The organism is Paraburkholderia sp. GAS334, from assembly GCF_050436625.1.
In the GTDB taxonomy this organism is placed as follows: domain Bacteria; phylum Pseudomonadota; class Gammaproteobacteria; order Burkholderiales; family Burkholderiaceae; genus Paraburkholderia.
The window spans coordinates 19,871-39,553 of sequence record NZ_JBNDMO010000039.1; the positions used below are offsets into that span (position 1 = coordinate 19,871).

The window sequence follows — 19,683 nt, forward strand, 5'->3', positions numbered from 1 at the left end:
AGATAACAGATCGGTAATGTTCCGGTCAGTGTCGGGTCAGCGCCACTTCGTCAGACTTCCCACATCACGGAACCCACGCTGCGCCATCGGCGCATCCCACGTTCCATTCCGTTTTTTTCGGGAAGCTGCCATGTGGATTGTCAGGCTCGCGCTGCGTCGGCCCTATACCTTTATCGTTCTGGCGATCCTGCTATTCATTGCAGGGCCGCTCGCCATTCTGCGCACGCCGACGGATATCTTTCCGAACATCGATATCCCTGTGGTCAGCATCGTGTGGTCGTATAACGGTTTTTCGTCCGAAGACATGGCGCGGCGCATCACGTCGAATTACGAGCGCGCACTGACGTCGGATGTCGATGACATCGAGCACATCGAGTCGCAGTCGCTCAATGGCGTGTCGGTGATCAAGGTGTTCTTTCATCCGGGCGCGGACATCAACCGCGCCATCGCGGAGGCCGCGTCCAACTCGGCGTCGATCCTGCGCGTGCTGCCGCCAGGCACGCTGCCGCCGAACATCATCACGTACAACGCCTCGACGGTGCCGATCCTGCAACTCGGCCTCTCCAGCGACACACTGCCCGAGCAGCAGCTCTACGACCTCGGCAACAGCTTCATCCGCACGCAGCTCGCGACGGTGCAGGGCGCCTCGGTGCCGTTGCCGTTTGGCGGCAAGATCCGCCAGATCATGGTCGATATCGATCCGCGTGCACTGCAGGAAAAAGGGCTCGCACCACTCGACGTCGTCAACGCGATCAACGCGCAGAACCTGATTCTGCCGGGCGGCACTGCGAAGATCGGCACGCGTGAATACAACGTGCAGATGAACGGCAGCACCGACAGTGTCGCCGCGCTCAACAATCTGCCGGTCAAGACGGTAGCGGGCGGCGTTGTGTATATCCGCGACGTCGCGCACGTTCGCGACGGCTACGCGCCGCAGACGAACATCGTGCGTAGCGACGGCAAGCGCGCGGCACTGCTGACCATCGAGAAATCGGGCGCGACCTCGACGCTCACGATCATCCAGCAGGTGAAGGCGATGCTGCCGAAGATCGCGGCCGGTCTGCCGCCGGCGCTCCACATCACGCCGCTGTCGGACCAGTCGGTGTTCGTCAAGTCGGCGATTCAGGGTGTGGCGCGCGAAGCGTTGATTGCCGCGTGCCTCACCGCGCTGATGATCCTGCTGTTCCTCGGCAGCTGGCGCGCGACGCTGATCATCGCGATTTCGATTCCGCTCGCGGTGTTGACGTCTCTCGTCGCACTCGCGGCGCTCGGGCAGACGATCAACATCATGACGCTCGGCGGCCTCGCGCTCGCGGTGGGCATTCTCGTCGACGATGCGACCGTCGCGATCGAGAACATCACGCATCATCTGGAGAACGGCAAGCCGCTGCACGACGCGATTCTCGACGGCTCCGGTGAAATCGCCGTGCCGACATTCGTGTCGACGCTGTCGATCTGCATCGTGTTCGTGCCGATGTTCCTGCTGTCGGGCGTCGCGCGCTATCTGTTCGTGCCGCTCGCTGAAGCCGTGGTGTTCGCGATGTGCGCGTCGTACTTCTTCTCGCGCACGCTGGTGCCGACGCTCGCGATGTATCTGATGCGCGCGCCTTCGAAGGATGGCTCCAGCAAGGGCGGCCGGTTTGCTTTCATCGTTCGGTTTCAGGCGGCATTCGAGCGGCGCTTCGAACAGGTGCGCGATGGTTATCGCGGGATGCTCGCGCGGGCGATCGACAATCGTCGACGATTTCTCGGCGCGTTTCTGCTGGCTTGCGTGGCGTCGCTCGCGCTGCTGCCGTTCGCGGGCCGCGACTTCTTTCCGGCGGTCGACACCGGCGAAATACGTCTGCATCTGCGTGCCCCGACTGGCACACGTATCGAGCAGACCGCGCGTCTAACGGATCAGGTGGAAGCGCGTATCCGCACGGTGATTCCGCAGAACCAGCAGGCGGCGATTCTCGATAACATCGGCGTGCCCGTGAGCGGCATCAACCTGACCTACGACTCGTCAGACCCGATCGGCCCTGAAGACGCCGACATCATGATCTCGCTGAAGCCCGGTCATCCTCCGACGGCGCAATACGTCGCCTCGCTGCGCGATGTGCTGACGAATGCCTTCCCAGGTGTGACGTTCGCGTTCCTGCCCGCCGATATCGTCAGCCAGATCCTCAACTTCGGCTTGCCCGCGCCGATCGACATCCAGATCGTCGGCAACAAGCTGGATGCGAATCGCGTCGTGGCGAACAGGTTGCTCGCGCAACTACGCGGCGTGCGTGGGCTCGTGGATGCGCGGATTCAGCAACCGGGCGATGAACCCGCGATCAACGTCGACGTCGACCGCACGCGTGCGATTCAGGCGGGTCTGTTGCAACGCGATGTGTCGCAAAACCTGCTGATCGCGCTGTCAGGCAGTTCGCAGACGTCGCCGAATTTCTGGCTCGATCCGAAGAATGGCGTGAGTTATCCGTTGATGGTGCAGATGCCGCAGTACGATGTGAATTCTCTGCAGGCGCTGGCGAACGTGCCGTTGACTGCGAATGGCGCAGCATCGACGCAACCCGCGGCGTCGGGCACGAGCGGCGGTCGTCCGCAGAATCTGCTCGGCGCGCTGGGCACGCTGTCGCGCGGCACACAGCAGGCGGTGGTCTCGCACTACAACGTACAGCCCGTGCTGGATATTTTCGCGTCGGTGCAAGGTCGCGATCTCGGGGGCGTCGCGGGTGACGTGACGAAGCGCGTCGACGACGCGCGTGCGCAACTGCCGCCGGGTTCGTCGATTGTCATGCGCGGTCAGGTGCAGGCGATGCAAGACTCGTTCGTCGGACTCGCAAGCGGACTCGTGTTCGCGGTCGCGCTGGTGTACCTGCTGATGGTCGTCAATTTCCAGTCGTGGCTCGACCCGCTTGTGATTATCAGCGGATTGCCTGCATCGCTCGCAGGCATCGCGTGGATGCTGTTCGCAACCAATACGCCATTGAGCGTCCCCGCGCTCACCGGCACGATCCTGTGTATCGGCATCGCGACGGCAAACAGCATTCTCGTCATCAATACCGCGCGAGACATGCTGCTCGCTGGACAGCCGCCATTGAATGCCGCGCTCGAAGCGGGTTTCAGCCGGTTCCGCCCGGTGGTGATGACGGCGCTTGCGATGCTGATCGGCATGCTGCCGATGGCGCTCGGCCTCGGCGACGGCGGCGAGCAGAACGCGCCGCTTGGACGTGCCGTGATCGGCGGTCTCGCAATCGGCACTGTGTCGACACTGCTCTTCGTGCCCGTCGTGTTCGGGATGGTGCATGCGTGGCTCGAACGGCGCCGCACCGCAAGGGATGCCGCACGAGGCCCCATCGAACCCGGTTCGCCCGCGTCTACCCACTGATCTCGTCGAGAAAAATCCGCCATGAACGATTCATCCCTGCCTCCGAACCTGCCGCCGGGCGACGCGCCCGCCGTGCACGCTGAAACCGGCGAACCGGCACGCACCCGAAAGCGCCGGTACATTGCGCCGCTCGCGCTCGCCGTTGTCGCCGGTGCGTTGCTGACCATCGGCATCGTGCCGCGTCTTCACGCGAGCGCCGCGCTGACGCGGCAGACCGACGCGCAGCGCGTGCTCAATGTTGCCGTGATTGCACCGAAAGCGGCGCCGGGCGGTCAGGAACTGTTGCTGCCTGGCTCCGTGATGGCATTTGCGGAAGCGTCGATCTATGCCCGCACGAGCGGCTATCTTGCGCACTGGACGACGGATATCGGCACCCACGTGAAGGCGGGACAGACGCTCGCCACAATCGATGCGCCCGAACTCGATGCGCAACTGCGCCAGGCGCGCGCCGATGCCGCCACCGCGCGGGCGAACTTCGACTACGCGCAGGGCACCGCGAAGCGCTGGCAGGAGATGCTGTCGACGCAGTCCGTTTCGCAACAGGACACCGATACGAAAGTTAGCGATATGGAGGCACGCCGCGCGATGCTTGCTGCCGCAGAGGCGAACGTCACGCACCTGGCCGAGCTGGTGTCGTACGAAAAGCTCACCGCACCGTTCGACGGCGTGGTGACCGCGCGCAATGTCGACGTCGGCGCGCTCGTGACGGCGGGTGGCACGCCGGGCACAGCGGGCATGTCGGGTGAACTCTTCCACATCGCACAGACGGACACATTGCGCGTCTATGTCGACGTCCCGCAGAACGATTCGGCGTATGTCACGCCGGGATCGGCCGTGTACCTGACGGCGCAGCAATATCCCGGCAGACATTTCGTGGCACATGTGGCGCGCAGCGCGGGTGCGATCGATCCGGTCAGCCGCACGCTGCGTACGGAAGTCGATGTCGACAACCATGATGGCTCGCTGTTGCCAGGCGCGTATGCGCAGGTGCATCTGCAGTTGCAGACGTCGACGCCCGCGCTCGAACTGCCTGTCAGCGCGCTGCTGTTCCGGCCGGATGGCGTGACGATCGCCGTGGTCGACAGTAGCAACAGGACAGTGCTGAAGACGGTTCATATCGGCCGCGACTTCGGCACCCATGTCGAAATCACCTCGGGCCTGTCGGCGACGGATCGCGTGATCGACAACCCGGGCGATGCAATCAGCGCGGGCCAGACCGTCCAGATCGCTTCGGCCGCGCACGGTTGATGCGCTATTGCCCTGAGGATTCATCCATGTTCCGCACACATCCGTCCCGAACTCGCCCACGACTGCCTGGCGCTCTGGCGATCGCGCTGGCGGGCACCCTCGCGGCATGCTCGACGCTGCCGCCCTATAAGGCCCCTGCGGTCGACGTTCCTGCGCACTACGCCGGCGCGACCGCTGCGGCGACCACCCCCGGCTGGGCCGTCGCCGCGCCGGCCGACGGCCAGCCGCGTGGCGCATGGTGGACAGTCTTCAACGACCCCGAGCTGAACCAGCTCGAAGCACGCATCGACGTCTCGAACCAGACCGTTAAAAAAGCGGTCGCGCAATTGCAGCAGGCGCGGTCGATGATCGACTATCAGCGCTCGGGTTTTTTCCCGACGATTACCGCGGGGCTCGCACAGAGCCGCTCGCGCACGTCGCAGAATCTGGTGGACCGCGCGCTCGCGGGCAAGACCGTGCCCGACTATTCAGCGGGCGTGACGGCGAGCTGGGAGCCTGATCTGTTCGGCCGCGTGCGCGATGCCGTCACCGGCGCGCAGGCGAACGCGGAGGCGAGCGCGGCCGATCTCGAAGCCGTGCGCCTGTCGATGAGCGCCGATCTCGCCACCGATTACTTCGACCTGCGCTCGCTCGATACGCAGAAGAAACTGCTCGACGACACAGTGAGCGCATACAGCGCAGCGCTGCAGCTGTTGCAGCAACAGCTGCGCAGTGGCGCGATCGATGCATCCGCGGTCGCGCAGGCCGAAACGCAACTCGAAGCCACCCGCACGCAGGACTCGGATATCGATGTCACGCGTGCGCAGTTGCAGCATGCGATTGCCACGCTGGTCGGCGAACCGGCATCGACGTTTTCGCTACCGCCGAAGGTGCAATCGTTCACGACGCCGGATATTCCGGTCGGCCTGCCGTCGCAGTTACTTGAGCGACGGCCCGACATCGCCGCGGCGGAGCGACGCGTAGCCGCGGCAAATGCGCAGATCGGCGAAGCGCACGCAGCGTTCTTTCCCGATCTTGTGCTGTCCGCGACTGCCGGTCTTGAAAGCACGTTTTTCGCGCCGTGGCTCAGTGCGCCGAGTCTGTTCTGGTCGCTGGGGCCTCAACTGGTGGGCACGCTGTTCGACGGCGGTCGGCGCGATGCGACGCTGCATAACGCGACTGCGCAATACGATGGCTCGGTCGCGGACTACCGGCAGACCGTGCTGGTCGCGTTCCAGCAGGTGGAGGACAACCTTTCCGCGCTGCACACGCTCGCGAACGAAGCCACGAGTCAGCAGCGCGCCACGTCCGCTGCCGACCTGTCGCTGAAACTGACGACGAACCGGTACCAGGCCGGCGCCGTCAGCTATCTCGACGTCGTGACCGCGCAGACCATCGCGTTGACGAATCAACGCACCGCTGACCAGATCGCCGCACGCCAGATGGACGCGAGCGTTCTGTTGCTAAAAGCGCTAGGTGGTTCGTGGAACGGTGAACAACCGGCCACCGCGTCGGCGGTCAACCGCGCCGGAACTGCAGGATGAACCGCGTGCCTTGCGCGTCGCTTTCTGCACGCACGGTGCCGCCGTGCAGTTCCATGATCGTGCGGACGATCGCGAGGCCGAGCCCGGTCGACCCGCTCGTGCCCGCGGCGCCTTCGGACGAAGGCAACGTGCTGCGCGATGGATCGACCCGATAGAAGCGGTCGAAGATGCGTTCGAGATGTTCCGCGGCGATCGGCGCGCCCTGGTTCGCAATCGTCACGCGTACGCCTTCGCCGGCGTCGGTCGCGTCCAGCGTGATCAAGCCGCCGCGTGGCGTGTAACGCATGGCGTTCGCGAGCAGGTTGCTGACGGCGCGCCGGAAGAGTTCGGGATCGGCGCTCAACTTGCAGCCGCCGGTCATGCGCATGGTCACGCCGGCGTCCTCGGCGAGCCCCTCGAAATATTCGGCGATGCGCGTCAGTTCCTGGCCGGCGTCGAATTCGCGCATGTGTTTGACGAATTGCGGATGCTCGGCGCGCGCGAGAAACAGCACGTTTTCGATCATCCGCGACAGGCGGTCGCATTCTTCGAGGTTCGATTCGAGCAGCGTCTGGTATTCGTCGCTCGAACGTGGGCGCGCGAGCGCCACTTCGGTCGCGCCGCGCATGTTGCCTAGCGGCGTGCGCATGTCGTGAGCGAGGTCGGCGGTGAAACCGGACAGGCGTTGAAAGCCGGTGTCGAGCCGCTCCAGCATCGCGTTCAGCGACGCCACGAGGGTTTCCAGTTCCTGCGGCACGCGCGTCACGGCAATCCGCGTATGCAGCCGGTCGACGGTCACGCGTCCTGTACTGCTGGCGATGTCGCGCAACGGCCGCAACAACGTGCGGATCAGCAGATAGCCCAGCAGGAACGCCAGTACGACGCCCGCGGCGCCGGCGATGTGCAGCTTGTCGCGATAACGGTCGAGCAGCAGCCAGCGGTCGCTCATGTTACGCGCGACGAGCACCGTCGCCAGTTCGCCGTCGTGCAGCATCACGTCCGCGAGGATGCCGCGAACCGGCGCGCCGCTGGGCGTGCGCCATTCGGCGATCGCCCCTTCGGTGATGCGCGCCGAAGCCGGCACGCGCGTGATGCCGGGCGGCGGAGCGCTGCTCGCTGCCGCCGCTGACGCGCCCAGCGCGCCCGCGATGTTATGTTCGACCAGCCGCCGTCCGCCCGCATCGTCGACCTCCATCGACATCGCCTCGTTGCCGAGCACGATGCTGGTCAGCCGCTCGGCGTGCTCGTCGATGCCACGTGACGTTTCGATCTCCTGCGCGAGCCGGCGCGCGTGACGTGCGGCCAGCACGATGTCCAGATCGTCCTGTGCCTTGATCTGATGGGAGAGCGCGATATACACGAAGCTGCCGACCAGCACGAACACCGCGAGTGTCGTGCCACCGAACGCGAGCGCGAGCGTCGTGGTGAGCGAGCGTGCGCGCATCAACCCACTTCCTTCGGTTCGAGCACGTAACCCACGCCGCGCACGGTCTGGATCAGCTTCACAGGGAAGTTGTCATCGATCTTGGTGCGCAGCCGGCGGATCGCGACTTCCACCACATTCGTGTCGCTGTCGAAGTTCATGTCCCACACGTAGGAGGCGATCTGCGTGCGGCTCAGCACTTCACCGTGACGTCGTGCGAGCAGATGCAGCAGCGCGAATTCCCGCGGCGTGAGATCGATGCGCGTGTCGCCGCGCTTCACGCGCCGGCGGTTGATATCCATTTCGAGGTCAGCGACCTTGATCAGTTCGCTTTCGCGCGGCGGTCCGCGACGTGCAAGCGTACGCACGCGCGCCAGCAGTTCGACAAAGGCAAAGGGCTTGACGAGGTAGTCGTCCGCGCCGAGTTCGAGGCCGCGGACGCGGTCGTTGACGTCGTCGCGCGCGGTCAGAAACAGGACGGGCGTGGTGCGCGTGGCGCGCAGCGTCTTGACGATGGTCCAGCCGTCCATGCCCGGCAGCATCACATCGAGCACGATGACCTCGTACTCTTCTTCCTGGGCGAGGATCAGGCCGTGCGGACCATCGTTGGCGACATCGACGGAATAACCGGATTCCTCCAGTCCTTTTTTCAGGTACGCACTGGTCTTGAGTTCATCTTCGATGATCAGGATTCGCATCGTCGCACTCCGGTCGCCGGTTATCCGTCAATCATAACGGCAAGCGCTGCCTGGCATGATTACAATCCGGCAATGTTGCGCTCCGGCTGCGAGGCGTGCCATCCGCCAGTAGTCCGACGATTGCAGCTGCCGGCACGACCTCCAAAAAAATTTCCATGACCCTGCTTGACTTCATGGGGTGAGCTTCTATAGTTAACCTATTGGTTAAGTTTATGGAAGCCAGCCCCGGCACGCGACGGTCGGTGCGCTCGCGCAGGAGCACCAGACAAATATGGCGGGGCCTCGGATATTCCCGGCCACGGTGGCGGCGCCTAAGATGCAAACGTTGCCAACAGGTATTGGCATTGCGAGCCGGCAGCGCGCGCGGTGCCTTGAAATCCACAGGAGAAGCGCCCGTGATGGACCGCATCATGGCGATGCGGACGTTCGTGCGTATCGTCGACACCAACAGCTTTACCCGCGCTGCGCAGTCGCTCGGAATTCCGCGCACAAGCGCGACAACGCTGGTGCAGAGCCTCGAGGCAATGCTCGGCATCCATCTGCTCGTGCGCACCACGCGCCGGCTCAATCTGACTGCCGAGGGCGCCGCATATTACGAACGTTGCGTGCAGATTCTCGCCGACATCGACGACATCGAGGCGAGCCTGCGGCATCCGCACAATCAGCCGCGCGGCCGGCTGCGCGTCGAGATGCCGGCAGCGGTCGCGAACGCGATCGTATTGCCGGCGCTCGACGACTTTCACGCGCGCTACGAGCATATCGAGCTCGCGTTCGGCGTCAGTAACCGGCAGGTCGACCTCGTCGGCGAAGCGATCGATTGCTGCATCGTGACTGGCGCGTTGCCGGATTCGGGCCTCGCGGCCCGCCCCCTCGGCGCGCTCGAGCATGTGACCTGTGCAAGCGTGCTCTATCTCGCGCGGCACGGCATGCCGCAGCGGCTCGACGAGCTGACCGGTCACGTCGCGGTGAATTGCGTGCGCGCGCAGACCGGGCGCGCGGCAGACTTCGATTTTCAGGTCGACGGCGGCACGGTCAACGTACCGCTTGGGGGCTTCGTTCAGGTCAGCGACGAGCATGCGTATCTCGAATGTGGACTGCGCGGGCTCGGACTGATCCAGCCTCCGCGGGCGCTCGCGCAGCCGTACCTCGACTCCGGGCGGCTGCGTGAAGTGCTGCCGCACCACAGGCCCGCGCCGATGCCGGTATCGGTGGCGTATCTGCGTCATCGCAGCGTGCCGCCGCGCGTGCGTGCGTTCATCGACTGGCTCGCGGAACTGTTCGAGACGGCGCGGCACGTGAATCGTGATGTGTCACATGTGCGCCAGATTCTGCGCCGGATCGAGGCAGACGAAGCGGCCTGAGTGGGGGAGGCATTCGAGGGGCATGAAGCGAATGACGACGTTCAAGCGTTTGGGGGACGTCGCAATGTCATAGGTCGCGGACCTCGCCCGATAAGTAAATTCGATGGCGTCATACGGCTAATTCGTTGATCTGGTGACTGCCTTGAGTCCTACAATTGGCTCTGGTAATGACGGAACAACAGTGAGCTGAAAATGGCAGAAAAATCGATGCTGGTGGTGAGCGCACACAGCGCCGACTTCGTATGGCGCGCAGGTGGCGCGATCGCGCTGCACAAAAAGAACGGATACCGGGCCAAGGTGGTGTGTCTGTCCTTTGGTGAGCGTGGCGAGTCGGCGAAGCTTTGGCGCAAGGGTGAGATGACCGTCGAGAAGGTCAAGGCGGCACGTCGTGACGAAGCAGAGCAGGCTGCGGAAATCCTCGGCGCCGAGGTGGAATTCTTCGATCTCGGCGATTATCCGTTGCGCGTGCGGGACGAAGCGCTGTTGCGCCTCGTCGACGTATACCGGGATGTGCAGCCGGCGTTCGTGCTGAGTCACTCGTCAAAGGACCCCTACAATTTCGATCATCCGCTCGCGATGCATGTCGCGCAGGAAGCGCGAATCATTGCACAGGCCGAGGGCCATGATCCCGGGCAGAAGATCATCGGCGCACCGTCGGTGTACGCATTCGAGCCACACCAGACCGAGCAGTGCGAGTGGATACCCAATACATTCCTCGACATCACCGGGGTGTGGGACATCAAGCGACGCGCAATCGAATGCATGGCCGGACAGGAGCACCTGTGGGACTACTACACGCGGGTTGCACTGCAGCGCGGCGTGCAGGCCAAACGCAACATCGGCATTACGGCGGCGCTCGACATCAGATACGCTGAAGGCTATATGCGCATGACGCCCGCAGTGACGGGAGACCTGGCATGAGACGCGGTGTGGTGGTGACTGATATTCCGCGCGCCGATGCGCGTGACGTAGCGGTACTGCTGCGGGCAGGCGTTGCGACCGTGCACGAAGCGCAAAGCCGGCTGGGTCTGCTGGCCTCGTATATGCGTCCGATCTATCGGGGGGCAGCGATTGCCGGCTCTGCCGTCACAGTGCTCGTGCCGCCGTCTGACAACTGGATGTTGCACGTTGCAGTCGAGCAGTGTCGTGAGGGCGACGTGCTGGTCGTCGCGCCCACATCGCCCTGCGAGGACGGTTACTTCGGCGAATTGCTGGCGACCTCGCTTGCGGCGCGCGGTGTGCGGGGTCTCATCATCGATGCCGGGTGTCGCGATCTGCGCGCGCTGGAAGCAATGAATTTTCCGGTCTGGTCGAAGGCGGTTTCCGCACAGGGCACAGTCAAGGAGACACTCGGTTCGGTCAACATTCCGGTGGTGTGCGCACAGCAGATCGTGCATCCAGGCGACGTGATCGTGGCCGATGACGATGGCGTCGTGGTGGTCCCGCTGCACACGGTGCAGCGCGTGGCCGAGGCGTCACAGGCGCGTATGGCCAGGGAAGAGAAAACGCGCGCGGTGCTCGCTGGCGGCACGCCTGGGCTCGACTACTATGCGATGCGCGAACGTCTTGCTGAAAAGGGCCTGCACTACGTCGCGTCGGCGGCGGACGTTTGACGGAAGGACGAGACCTATGTCCGCACTCAGCAGTCAGACCCGCATTCCGTGCATGATGATGCGCGGTGGCACGTCGAAAGGCGCTTATTTTCTCGCCTCGGACCTGCCTGCCGATCCCGCCGCGCGCGATCGCGTGCTGCTTGCCGTGATGGGTTCTCCCGACCCGCGCCAGATCGATGGTATCGGCGGAGCCGATCCTTTGACGAGCAAGGTTGCGATCGTGTCGCGCTCTACACGTAGCGACGCCGACGTCGACTACCTGTTCGCCCAGGTCGTGGTGAACGAGGCCCGGGTCGACTTCGGGCAGAACTGCGGCAACATTCTGGCGGGCGTGGGTCCTTTCGCGATCGAGCGCGGACTCGTCGACGCGCGTCGGGGCAGTACGCAGGTCTCAATCCATATGGTGAACACCGGGCAGATCGCAGTAGCAACCGTGTCGACGCCCGGCGGCCGCGTGATGTACGAAGGCGACGCCAGGATCGACGGCGTGCCCGGCACCGCTGCCGCGATTCCGCTTGAGTTTCGCAATACCGCAGGCTCGACCTGCGGTGCGCTTCTGCCGACCGGTCGTCTCATGGACACGATCAATGGTGTCGACGTGACCTGCATCGATAACGGCATGCCGCTCGTGCTGATCCGCGCACGCGATCTGGGGCGCACCGGATACGAGACGCGGGAGCAGCTCGACGCCGACGTTGAATTGAAGTCGCGCATCGAAGCGATTCGTCTTGCCGTCGGGCCGCTGATGAATCTCGGCGACGTGAGCGCGCGCACGGTGCCGAAGATGTGCCTGGTTGCAGCGCCGCGCAACAACGGCGCGATTTGCACACGCAGCTTTATTCCGCACCGATGCCATGCGTCGATCGGCGTGTTGGGCGCCGTGAGCGTCGCGACGGCGGCCGTGCTGTCCGGCACGGTGTGCGAGGGTCTTGCCGTCGTGAGTGCTGACGGAGCCCATCGGCAGGTTTCTGTCGAACATCCGACCGGAGAGTTCACGGTGGAGCTTGCGCTCGGTGGCGATCCAGGGAAGCCTGAAGTGCTGGGCGCGGCGCTGCTTCGCACCGCCAGATGGCTGTTCGATGGGGTCGTGGGTATTCCCGCGTCCGTGTGGCGGGAGGCCGCGTGATTGCCTCAGCGCACGTCGCGTTTCCCGGGTTCGGTGAGGCGGGCGGCGTCCCGGACGAAAGCGTCCGACGCCGTATTGCAGGTCGGGGTCAATGACCGGCGGTTCGCGTTGCGCGCGCAACGTCGGCTACTGCCAGCCGGATCGCATCGATTAACGCGCGTGCTGCGGGAGAGGGCGTGCCTTCCGCACGCACTGTGAGCCCGATATCGCGTTGCGTGTTATGCAACGCAACGTCGAGGACAGTCAGCTGGCCAGACTCGCATTCGTGATACAGCTGCTGCGCGGAGAGAGCCGCCACCATGTCTGTGCCCAACAGCGATCCCCGAATGATCGCGAGGTCCGCGGTTTCGACTGCGGGCATGGGCGGCTTTAGCTTGACACGCCGAAACTGCGCTTCGAAAAGACCGCGTGCGGGAGCGTGAGTGCGAGGCAGAATCCAGTGCGCATTGCGTAAGTCCGCGATCGTCAGTCCACGCGCGTTCGCAAGCGGATGGTTACGTCGGGCCAGCACGACCATGTCTTCCGACATCAGCCGCTCATTCTGCAAGCCGCTCGTTGCGTCGTTGTCCCGCAACGCACCCAGGATGAAATCGATGTCGCCCGCGCGCAGCCCGGCGACAAGCGTTTCGTAGGCACTCTCATCAGTCACCACGCGCACACCGGGATGCCGCGCGTTCATGCGGGCAATCGCGTAGGGAAGGAGCAGTGTCCGGCCTAGCGGCAGCGCGCCGACGGTCACCGCACCCTGGATATTTCCGTGCAGCGCGGCAATGTCGTCCGGGACATGGCGCAATTCGTTCAACGCTCGACGCACATTCAGCAGGAATGATTCGCCCTCGGTAGTGAGCAGAATCCCGCGCGCGCTGCGATGGAAGAGGCGCAGACCTGACCCGCTTTCGAGAACGCGCATGGCGCTGCTCACAGCTGGCTGGCTGATGCCAAAGGCGTTCGCAGCGGTCGGCATATGCCGATGGCGAGCGAGCGAAACGAATATCTGAAGCCGTCGAGTATTGAGCAGATAGGCGGGCAGCGCGCCTTCCACAAGCGCGCGTCGGCGCGCCTGTCGTGCCGCGCACCAATGAGCCAGTTCTCCCAGCTCGGCAAAGATCCGCTCGCATCGCTCAAAAACGGCGCGGCCAGTCGGCGTGAGCATCATGCCGGACGGCTTGCGCTCGAAAAGCGGCTCGCCGAGCGCTCTCTCGAGCTCCTGCACGGAACGCGTGACGGCGGACTGTGCGCGGAAGAGCTCCACGGCGGCTCGCGTCGCGCTGCCCGTATCGGCGACAAGTTTGAACGCACGCAGATGCGCGAGGTTGAGGAGTTCGTTGTTGCTCACAGATAAAGGTGTCGTGAAGGAGCGCGATGACCAGCCGGGCACTTGACCGGCTTTATGCCGCCCCAGCAATCAGATGGAGTCGGGGAGAGGAGAGGTTGAGGCTTTCTTTCGAAATATGCGTATGTTCCTTCATTAATGCTTCCACTCGCGCGCCTTCGCCATTCAGGAGCGCTCCCACGATCGCATGATGCTGACGGTGGGCATACATCAACATCATGAACTGTCGCTCTCTTGCAGTTTCATCGAAGACGACTGTAAGCGGCGAGACGAACGGGACCTTGTCGTTCAGCCTGAGCGCGGCGCTGACTGCGGAATTCTGCGCGGCATCGACGATAAGCGCATGGAAGCGTCCATTCATCGACGCGTATCGCGTTTCGTCGCCTTCGCGCAGGTAACCGGCCTCAAAAATCGCGTCGCCTTCGCGCAGGCATTCTTCGAGCGAACGCGCGAGTGCGGCATCGACTCGCCGTTCCGCAACGGAGCGGGCGGCGAGCCCTTCGAGCACACCGCGCACGTCGATCGCATCCAGGACATCGCTTACGCTGAACCGGCGCACGACGTACCCTCGCGCGCCTGACCGTTCAAGCAGCCCTTCCGACGACAGCACGCTGAGCGCATAACGCAGCGGCGTGCGTGACACGCCAAGCCATTGCGCGACCTGCGCTTCCACGAGGCGCTGCCCCGGTTCCATCTCACCGGCAAGTATCTTTTCGCGCAGTGTCTGAACTATTGCCTGCTGTGTGGTCTCGTTCATGTCTATCTGTCTCTGTTGCCAGAAGTATAGCGACATGTGAAGTGTCGCATCCCGCGCGCAGGCGAGCTTGCGACTTCGTTTTTTTGCCATCTAATCCAGTTATGGCTACCTGAATCAGTCAGCTCGAAAGATACGTCCCATAGAAAGCACGGGATACCAACGGGCCTTTATGCGGCGCGGCTTCCAGCGGCCTCTGTTCCAGCCCGGGAATCCGGAATGCCCAATAAACACCGGATATTCCGGGGTGGATCAGGTTTTACCCGTACTTTCGGTAAGGCGCGGGTTTTAATATCTTCGTATCCCAACGGGTCGTTCTTCGCAAGCGGGCGGCGGAGGCAACTTATTCAATTTGCGCGCTCGAAGAACGCGGGCTGAAGCAACGGAAGGCATCGAAATGGCAAGGATCATAGGCGGGATCGGCACGTCACATGTGCCCACGATAGGCATGGCGTACGACAAGGGCAAGCAGAACGATCCGGCATGGGCGCCTCTCTTCAGAGGCTACGAACCCGTGGCGAAGTGGCTTGCGGAGCGCAAGCCAGATGTGATGGTGATGTTCTATAACGATCACGCAAACAGCTTCTTCTTCGACTGTTATCCGACATTCGCACTGGGCGTCTCTCCCAATCATGAGTTTGCCGACGAGGGGGCAGGCAAGCGTCCGCTGCCTGACATCGCGGGTCATCCGGATCTCGCGATTCACATCGCGGAGCAACTGGTCTCCGACGAATTCGATCTCACGATTTTCCAGGACCGTCCACTCGACCATGGCTGCAATTCGCCGCTATCACTGATGTTGCCGCATGAGGGCGGCTGGCCGATGTCGCTGGTGCCGATGGAGGTCAACGTCCTGCAATATCCGCTGCCCACGGCGAACCGTTGCTACCGCCTCGGCCAGGCCCTGCGCCGCGCAATCGAGTCGTTCGAGCAGGATCTGGACGTCGTGGTGGTCGGCACCGGCGGTCTTTCCCATCAGGTTCACGGCGAGCGTAGCGGCTTCAACAATACAGACTGGGACATGGAGTTCCTTGATCTGGTCGTCCGTGATCCGCAGCGCCTCGCGGCGATGAAGCATGTCGACTATGTGCGGCTTGGCGGAGCAGAAAGCGTCGAAACCATTATGTGGCTCGCGATGCGCGGAGCACTTGGACCGCGGATCCGCGAACTCCATCGCAACTACTATCTCGCGACGAGTACCGCGATGGCGGTAACGATCTATGAGGACGAGGTGACGCAATGAACCCTCAACTGACAGGTGTCGAGGAATTGACCGGTACCTATCCGTTCGATATTCGCCAGAGCATCAAGGCGATGCGGCTAAACCGCTTTTTCTGGCAGATGCGCGAGCCGTCGGCGCGCGCGCTGTGGCTCGAAAGCCGCGCATCGGCGTACGACGCAGCCAGCCTGACCGATGAGGAGCGGGCACTGGTGGACAACGCAGACTGGCTTGGCCTGATTCGCTACGGCGTGTGCTTCTTCGTGCTCGAGAAATTCGCGCGCGTGGTGAAGGTAACGAATCTGGGCATGTACGCCAGCATGCGGGGGGAGACGCTCGAAGCGTTTCTCAAGACGCGCAGGGTGCCCGAGGCGGTCTGATGTGATGAGCCGCCCGGTATAGCACGCAGGCGCCTCTCTTTTGCATGGAAATATGACCCCGGAGTCGACAGAACCCGGGGCGGGGAATCTTTTGTCTGGAGACACGCATGAAACCTGCAGAATCAGTCGACATCAAGGCGTTCATCGACGCGCGCAAGATGTCAGCTTATCAGTGGCTGGTACTCGCTCTATGTTTTCTGATCGTCACGATGGACGGCCTCGACACTGCCGTAATGGGCTTCGTGGCGCCTGTCATCATGCATGACTGGAGCGTGAGCCGTGCTGCGTTCGGTCCTGTGATGAGTGCAGCAATGGTCGGGCTGGCGATCGGCGCGCTCGTCGCCGGGCCCGCTGCCGACCGCGTGGGGCGCAAGAAAGTGCTGATCGGATCGGTATTCTGCTTTGGCCTCTTCAGCCTGCTCTGCGCATTTGCCGAATCGCCCACTCAACTGATCATACTGCGCTTCCTGACCGGCCTCGGGCTTGGCGCTGCGATGCCGAATTCGACTACGCTGCTGTCGGAATACGTGCCGACGCGAAGCCGATCGCTGCTTTTGACGATCATGTTCACGGGCTTCAATTTTGGATCGGGTGCTGGCGGTTTTGTTGCAGCTGCGCTGATTCCGCATTTCGGCTGGCGCGCCGTGTTCATGTTCGGCGGCATCCTGCCGCTCGTGACGGTGCCATTGCTTCTGTGGCTGCTCCCTGAGTCTGCCCGACTGATGCTCGTGCGCAACGTTGGAACCTCCCGGATCGCAGCGACCTTGGGGCGGGTGTGTGGTCACGCCTTCGATCGCGACGTGAGATTTACCGCGCCGGAACCGACGATTTCTGTCAAGACGCCGGTTCGGATGCTGTTCGCGGATGGTTATGCGCTCAGTACGCTCATGCTTTGGCTCACGTACTTCATGGGACTGCTGATCATCTATCTGCTGACCGGCTGGCTCCCGACGCTGATCAAGGATGCAGGTTTGCCGGTAGAGCGCGCGGCGGCGATCACCGGAATGTTCCAGCTTGGCGGTACGGTGGGCGCGATCGCGGTCGGGTTTGCCATGGACCGTATGGATCGCAATGCAGTGATCGGAGCGTCCTATCTGCTTGGAGGGGTATTCATCTTTGCGCTGGGAATGGGAACGCTCAAGTCGGACCTGCTTCCTGTCCTCGTGGCATGCGCCGGATTCTTCATGAGCGGCGCGCAGACAGGTCTGAACGCGCTTGCGCCGAGTTGCTATCCGACCCGCGCCCGGGCAACGGGCGTGAGCTGGATGCTTGGGTTCGGCCGGCTCGGCGGCATTCTTGGCTCACTCGTCGGCGGTGCATTGCTGTCCCTTGGCTTCAGTTTTTCGACCGTATTTTCCGTGCTCGCTGTTCCGGCAATCATCGCCGCCGTGGCCATCGTCATGAACCGCCTCGCGCTCCGGTTCATTACCTGTCCGATGGCCGACGCGTGAGCCCGCAAAGGAAGTTGTGCGCGCAATGGTGTGGATCATCCGCGGCATGACATCCACCATATAAGTTTTTTTCGAGGAGAGCAGACATGGGTGGCAATTTCAGCGTGAGCGGGAGTGAGCTCAATAACGGTGTGGCGTCTGGTGTTCTGGACAAGCCGGGTCGCAAGGCAATCTTGCGCGCCGGAGTGGCCGGCGGATTGGCCGGCGCGGTGATCATCTGGATTTACGAGGCTCTTGTGTGGGTGGGGGCGCAGCACCTGATGCCCTTAGCCGGCATTCCACGCAACGCGACGGGCCTCGTGTTCGGCAAGGCGGTGCAGGAGTCGATCGGTGTATGGGCGTATTTCGTCGGTACAGGCATTCACTTTTGTTTCGCGATTGCGTGGGGTGTCCTGTTCGCCATGATCTGGCCGTATTTCCGCCGACGCGGATATGAAGCGACTTTCGTCGCATTGTTTTACGCCGTCCTCGCGTGGATCGTGATGCATGTGGCGATCATGATCGTGTCCGACAATCACCCCAATTATTACGACCCCGCTGTGATCATTGGCGGATTCATGTCCCATTTCTTCTTTACCGTTCCACTCGCACTGATCGTGAAGAGACTGCTGGCTCCGGAATCGGCGCACTGACGCTGCCGGTTTTGAACAGATTGGGTTAACGACAGGAGACAAGGTGAAAAAATCGAAATCTAAAAACAAAGTACTACTGATGACGGTAGCTATTGGAGCGATGGGTGCAGGGGAGGCGCACGCGCAGTCATCGCTGACGATGTACGGGATCATGGACGTCTTCGCGGGCTATCAGTCGGCGAAAGTAGGAGGGAAGAATACGTCCCTGTATGTGCTTGGGAACAACGGCGAACTCACAAGCCGTTGGGGGCTGCGCGGATCGGAAGATCTTGGCGGAGGATACCGCACCACGTTTGTTCTGGAGAACGGATTTGATCCCGGGACGGGCAAGCAGCAGAATCCGTACCGGTTTTTCGACCGGCAGGCGTGGGTCGGCGTCGCGGCGCCTTACGGCGAAGTGAGGTTCGGCCGCCAGAATACGCCCATGTTCGCGTGGAGCGGAAATCTCGATGCGTTCAGTGCCGCAACGTATGGATCCGGCTATAACAATTTCGCCAACTGGCAGGCCCGTGTCGATAACGACATCAGCTACATCTCTCCGAGAGTGCTGGGCACCCAGCTCGAAGCTCACTATTCGGTCGGGGGGCAGCCCGGGACGCTGGCGGGAAATGCCGTCTACCAGGTTGGAGTGCAAACGACCCAGGGTCCGGTTTATCTCGCGCTGGCATACCTGAATGCAGCCAACGCCACAAACACTAACCGTGTTCAGGAAATCATGGCGGGCGGAAACTTTGATTATGGCTGGGGAAAGATCTATCTCGGCTTTTTCAGGGCCAACGACGTGATTTCCGCCACGACAGGGAACGCGTTGACGAATCCAGCAGGGAAATATGACCCGGCGGTCGGTCCGGTAGGCAACACGCGTGGCGATTATCACAGCACCTGGTCGCTATCTGCCGATTACCGGTTCAGTCCTTTCTTCGCCGTCGGTGCCGGATATGCCTACATCAAGGACAGCTCGTCGCTCGGGAATGATGCAAGCCAGATGAGCGCGATTGTGAACTACGACCTTTCAAAAGCGACGCGACTCTATGGCGTCATCTCGCGGTTGAATAACTACAAATCGGCCCAGTTCAAGATGGCGGGGGCCAGCATCACAACAGGTTCGTTCCTGACGCCAGACCGTGGCCAGAATGAAACCGGCGTGCAGGTGGGCATTCGTCACCTGTTCTGACAGGTGTGCCGCCTGTCTGCACAAACGGCCCGGCGAGTTCGGGAGGGCGCTGTTGCCTAAAGCACCTCGAAGACGCTATAGACGGGGCCATCGGACAACCGGTGACCCACGCCGATGGCGAGCACGTTGTTGAGCCAGTCGTATTTTGGCGAGGCGACCTCGAAGATTGGGTTGATCCGGAAATAGTAGCTGCCGGGATCGACAACAATGCCCCGATTGATCTGGTCGAGGACACCGGGCGGCCCGGACCGGACACCTTTATACGACATGCCGACCAGCACGTCATCATCCGTCTTGAGGACTCAGGATTACCCACAAGTCTGTAGGTGACGGTGTGTGTTTTCGCTTGTAAACGGGTGGAGTCAATGTTAACTTCGGCCCATCCTGTTTGCAGCG

The 19,683-nt window shown here is 62.6% G+C and carries 16 protein-coding genes and 1 pseudogene; 12 read left to right on the forward strand and 5 right to left on the reverse strand.

From position 1 onward, the window contains the following. The first annotated feature begins 130 nt into the window (after nt 1-130). Genes P3T21_RS34410 through P3T21_RS34420 form a run of 3 tightly spaced genes read left to right on the forward strand, consistent with a single transcriptional unit; the run spans nt 131 to nt 6,144 of the window. Nucleotides 131-3,373, forward strand: coding sequence for an efflux RND transporter permease subunit (locus P3T21_RS34410; protein ID WP_429260355.1), 3,243 nt, complete (start codon nt 131-133; stop codon nt 3,371-3,373). Nucleotides 3,374-3,394: 21 nt separating this feature from the next. Next, complete coding sequence (locus P3T21_RS34415; RefSeq protein WP_429260356.1) at nt 3,395-4,621, forward strand: efflux RND transporter periplasmic adaptor subunit; 1,227 nt, start codon at nt 3,395-3,397, stop codon at nt 4,619-4,621. Between the two features lie 26 nt (nt 4,622-4,647). Next, nucleotides 4,648-6,144: an efflux transporter outer membrane subunit gene (locus P3T21_RS34420; protein ID WP_429260357.1), complete on the forward strand. Its 1,497-nt coding sequence runs from the start codon at nt 4,648-4,650 to the stop codon at nt 6,142-6,144. Here the strand turns inward: P3T21_RS34420 and P3T21_RS34425 are convergent. Together P3T21_RS34425 and P3T21_RS34430 are read right to left on the reverse strand one after the other, a co-directional pair. Continuing rightward, nucleotides 6,119-7,567, reverse strand: coding sequence for a heavy metal sensor histidine kinase (locus P3T21_RS34425; protein ID WP_429260358.1), 1,449 nt, complete (start codon nt 7,565-7,567; stop codon nt 6,119-6,121). The two genes, P3T21_RS34420 and P3T21_RS34425, sit on opposite strands and share 26 nt — an antisense overlap. Beyond that, the gene (locus P3T21_RS34430; RefSeq protein WP_429260359.1) at nt 7,567-8,244 is read right to left on the reverse strand and encodes a heavy metal response regulator transcription factor; all 678 of its coding nucleotides are present in this window, start codon (nt 8,242-8,244) and stop codon (nt 7,567-7,569) included. Before P3T21_RS34430 ends, P3T21_RS34425 begins: the two co-directional genes overlap by 1 nt. Before the next feature lie 395 nt (nt 8,245-8,639). Here P3T21_RS34430 and P3T21_RS34435 point away from each other — a divergent pair, with 395 nt between their 5' ends. From P3T21_RS34435 to P3T21_RS34450, 4 genes are all read left to right on the forward strand, one after another. Continuing rightward, complete coding sequence (locus P3T21_RS34435) at nt 8,640-9,605, forward strand: LysR family transcriptional regulator (protein ID WP_429260360.1); 966 nt, start codon at nt 8,640-8,642, stop codon at nt 9,603-9,605. Nucleotides 9,606-9,797: 192 nt separating this feature from the next. Continuing rightward, nucleotides 9,798-10,526 (forward strand): PIG-L deacetylase family protein, encoded by a 729-nt coding sequence (locus P3T21_RS34440; protein ID WP_429260361.1) that lies wholly within the window; start codon nt 9,798-9,800, stop codon nt 10,524-10,526. Then, nucleotides 10,523-11,218, forward strand: a complete 696-nt coding sequence (locus P3T21_RS34445; protein WP_429260362.1) for a 4-carboxy-4-hydroxy-2-oxoadipate aldolase/oxaloacetate decarboxylase — start codon at nt 10,523-10,525, stop codon at nt 11,216-11,218. Before P3T21_RS34440 ends, P3T21_RS34445 begins: the two co-directional genes overlap by 4 nt. Before the next feature lie 16 nt (nt 11,219-11,234). Beyond that, on the forward strand, nt 11,235-12,344 hold the full coding sequence (locus P3T21_RS34450) for a 4-oxalomesaconate tautomerase (protein ID WP_429260363.1): 1,110 nt from the start codon (nt 11,235-11,237) through the stop codon (nt 12,342-12,344). A gap of 88 nt (nt 12,345-12,432) precedes the next feature. On the opposite strand, the gene P3T21_RS34455 is transcribed toward P3T21_RS34450, so the two are convergent. Beyond that, nucleotides 12,433-13,680: a LysR substrate-binding domain-containing protein gene (locus P3T21_RS34455; protein WP_429260364.1), complete on the reverse strand. Its 1,248-nt coding sequence runs from the start codon at nt 13,678-13,680 to the stop codon at nt 12,433-12,435. Nucleotides 13,681-13,732: 52 nt separating this feature from the next. Further along, complete coding sequence (locus P3T21_RS34460) at nt 13,733-14,434, reverse strand: GntR family transcriptional regulator (RefSeq protein ID WP_429260365.1); 702 nt, start codon at nt 14,432-14,434, stop codon at nt 13,733-13,735. Nucleotides 14,435-14,828: 394 nt separating this feature from the next. On the opposite strand from P3T21_RS34460, the gene P3T21_RS34465 reads away from it, so the two are divergent. The 5 genes from P3T21_RS34465 (at nt 14,829) to P3T21_RS34485 (ending at nt 19,287) form a co-directional block, all read left to right on the forward strand. Beyond that, nucleotides 14,829-15,674 carry a gallate dioxygenase gene (locus P3T21_RS34465; RefSeq protein ID WP_429260366.1) on the forward strand — a complete coding sequence of 282 codons (846 nt, stop codon included), beginning with the start codon at nt 14,829-14,831 and terminating at the stop codon, nt 15,672-15,674. Beyond that, the gene (locus tag P3T21_RS34470; RefSeq protein WP_429260367.1) at nt 15,671-16,030 is read left to right on the forward strand and encodes a protocatechuate 3,4-dioxygenase; all 360 of its coding nucleotides are present in this window, start codon (nt 15,671-15,673) and stop codon (nt 16,028-16,030) included. The genes P3T21_RS34465 and P3T21_RS34470 overlap by 4 nt, the downstream gene beginning before the upstream one ends. 107 nt (nt 16,031-16,137) lie before the next feature. Continuing rightward, entirely contained in the window at nt 16,138-17,481 is a 1,344-nt protein-coding gene (locus P3T21_RS34475) for an MFS transporter (RefSeq protein ID WP_429260368.1), read from the forward strand. 86 nt (nt 17,482-17,567) lie between these two features. Then, nucleotides 17,568-18,113 carry a hypothetical protein gene (locus P3T21_RS34480; RefSeq protein ID WP_429260369.1) on the forward strand — a complete coding sequence of 182 codons (546 nt, stop codon included), beginning with the start codon at nt 17,568-17,570 and terminating at the stop codon, nt 18,111-18,113. A gap of 43 nt (nt 18,114-18,156) precedes the next feature. After that, nucleotides 18,157-19,287, forward strand: a complete 1,131-nt coding sequence (locus P3T21_RS34485) for a porin (protein ID WP_429260370.1) — start codon at nt 18,157-18,159, stop codon at nt 19,285-19,287. Nucleotides 19,288-19,343: 56 nt separating this feature from the next. Here the strand turns inward: P3T21_RS34485 and P3T21_RS34490 are convergent. After that, a pseudogene (locus tag P3T21_RS34490) lies at nt 19,344-19,577 on the reverse strand (DUF3237 domain-containing protein); the annotation flags it as partial. Nucleotides 19,578-19,683: the final 106 nt, after the last annotated feature.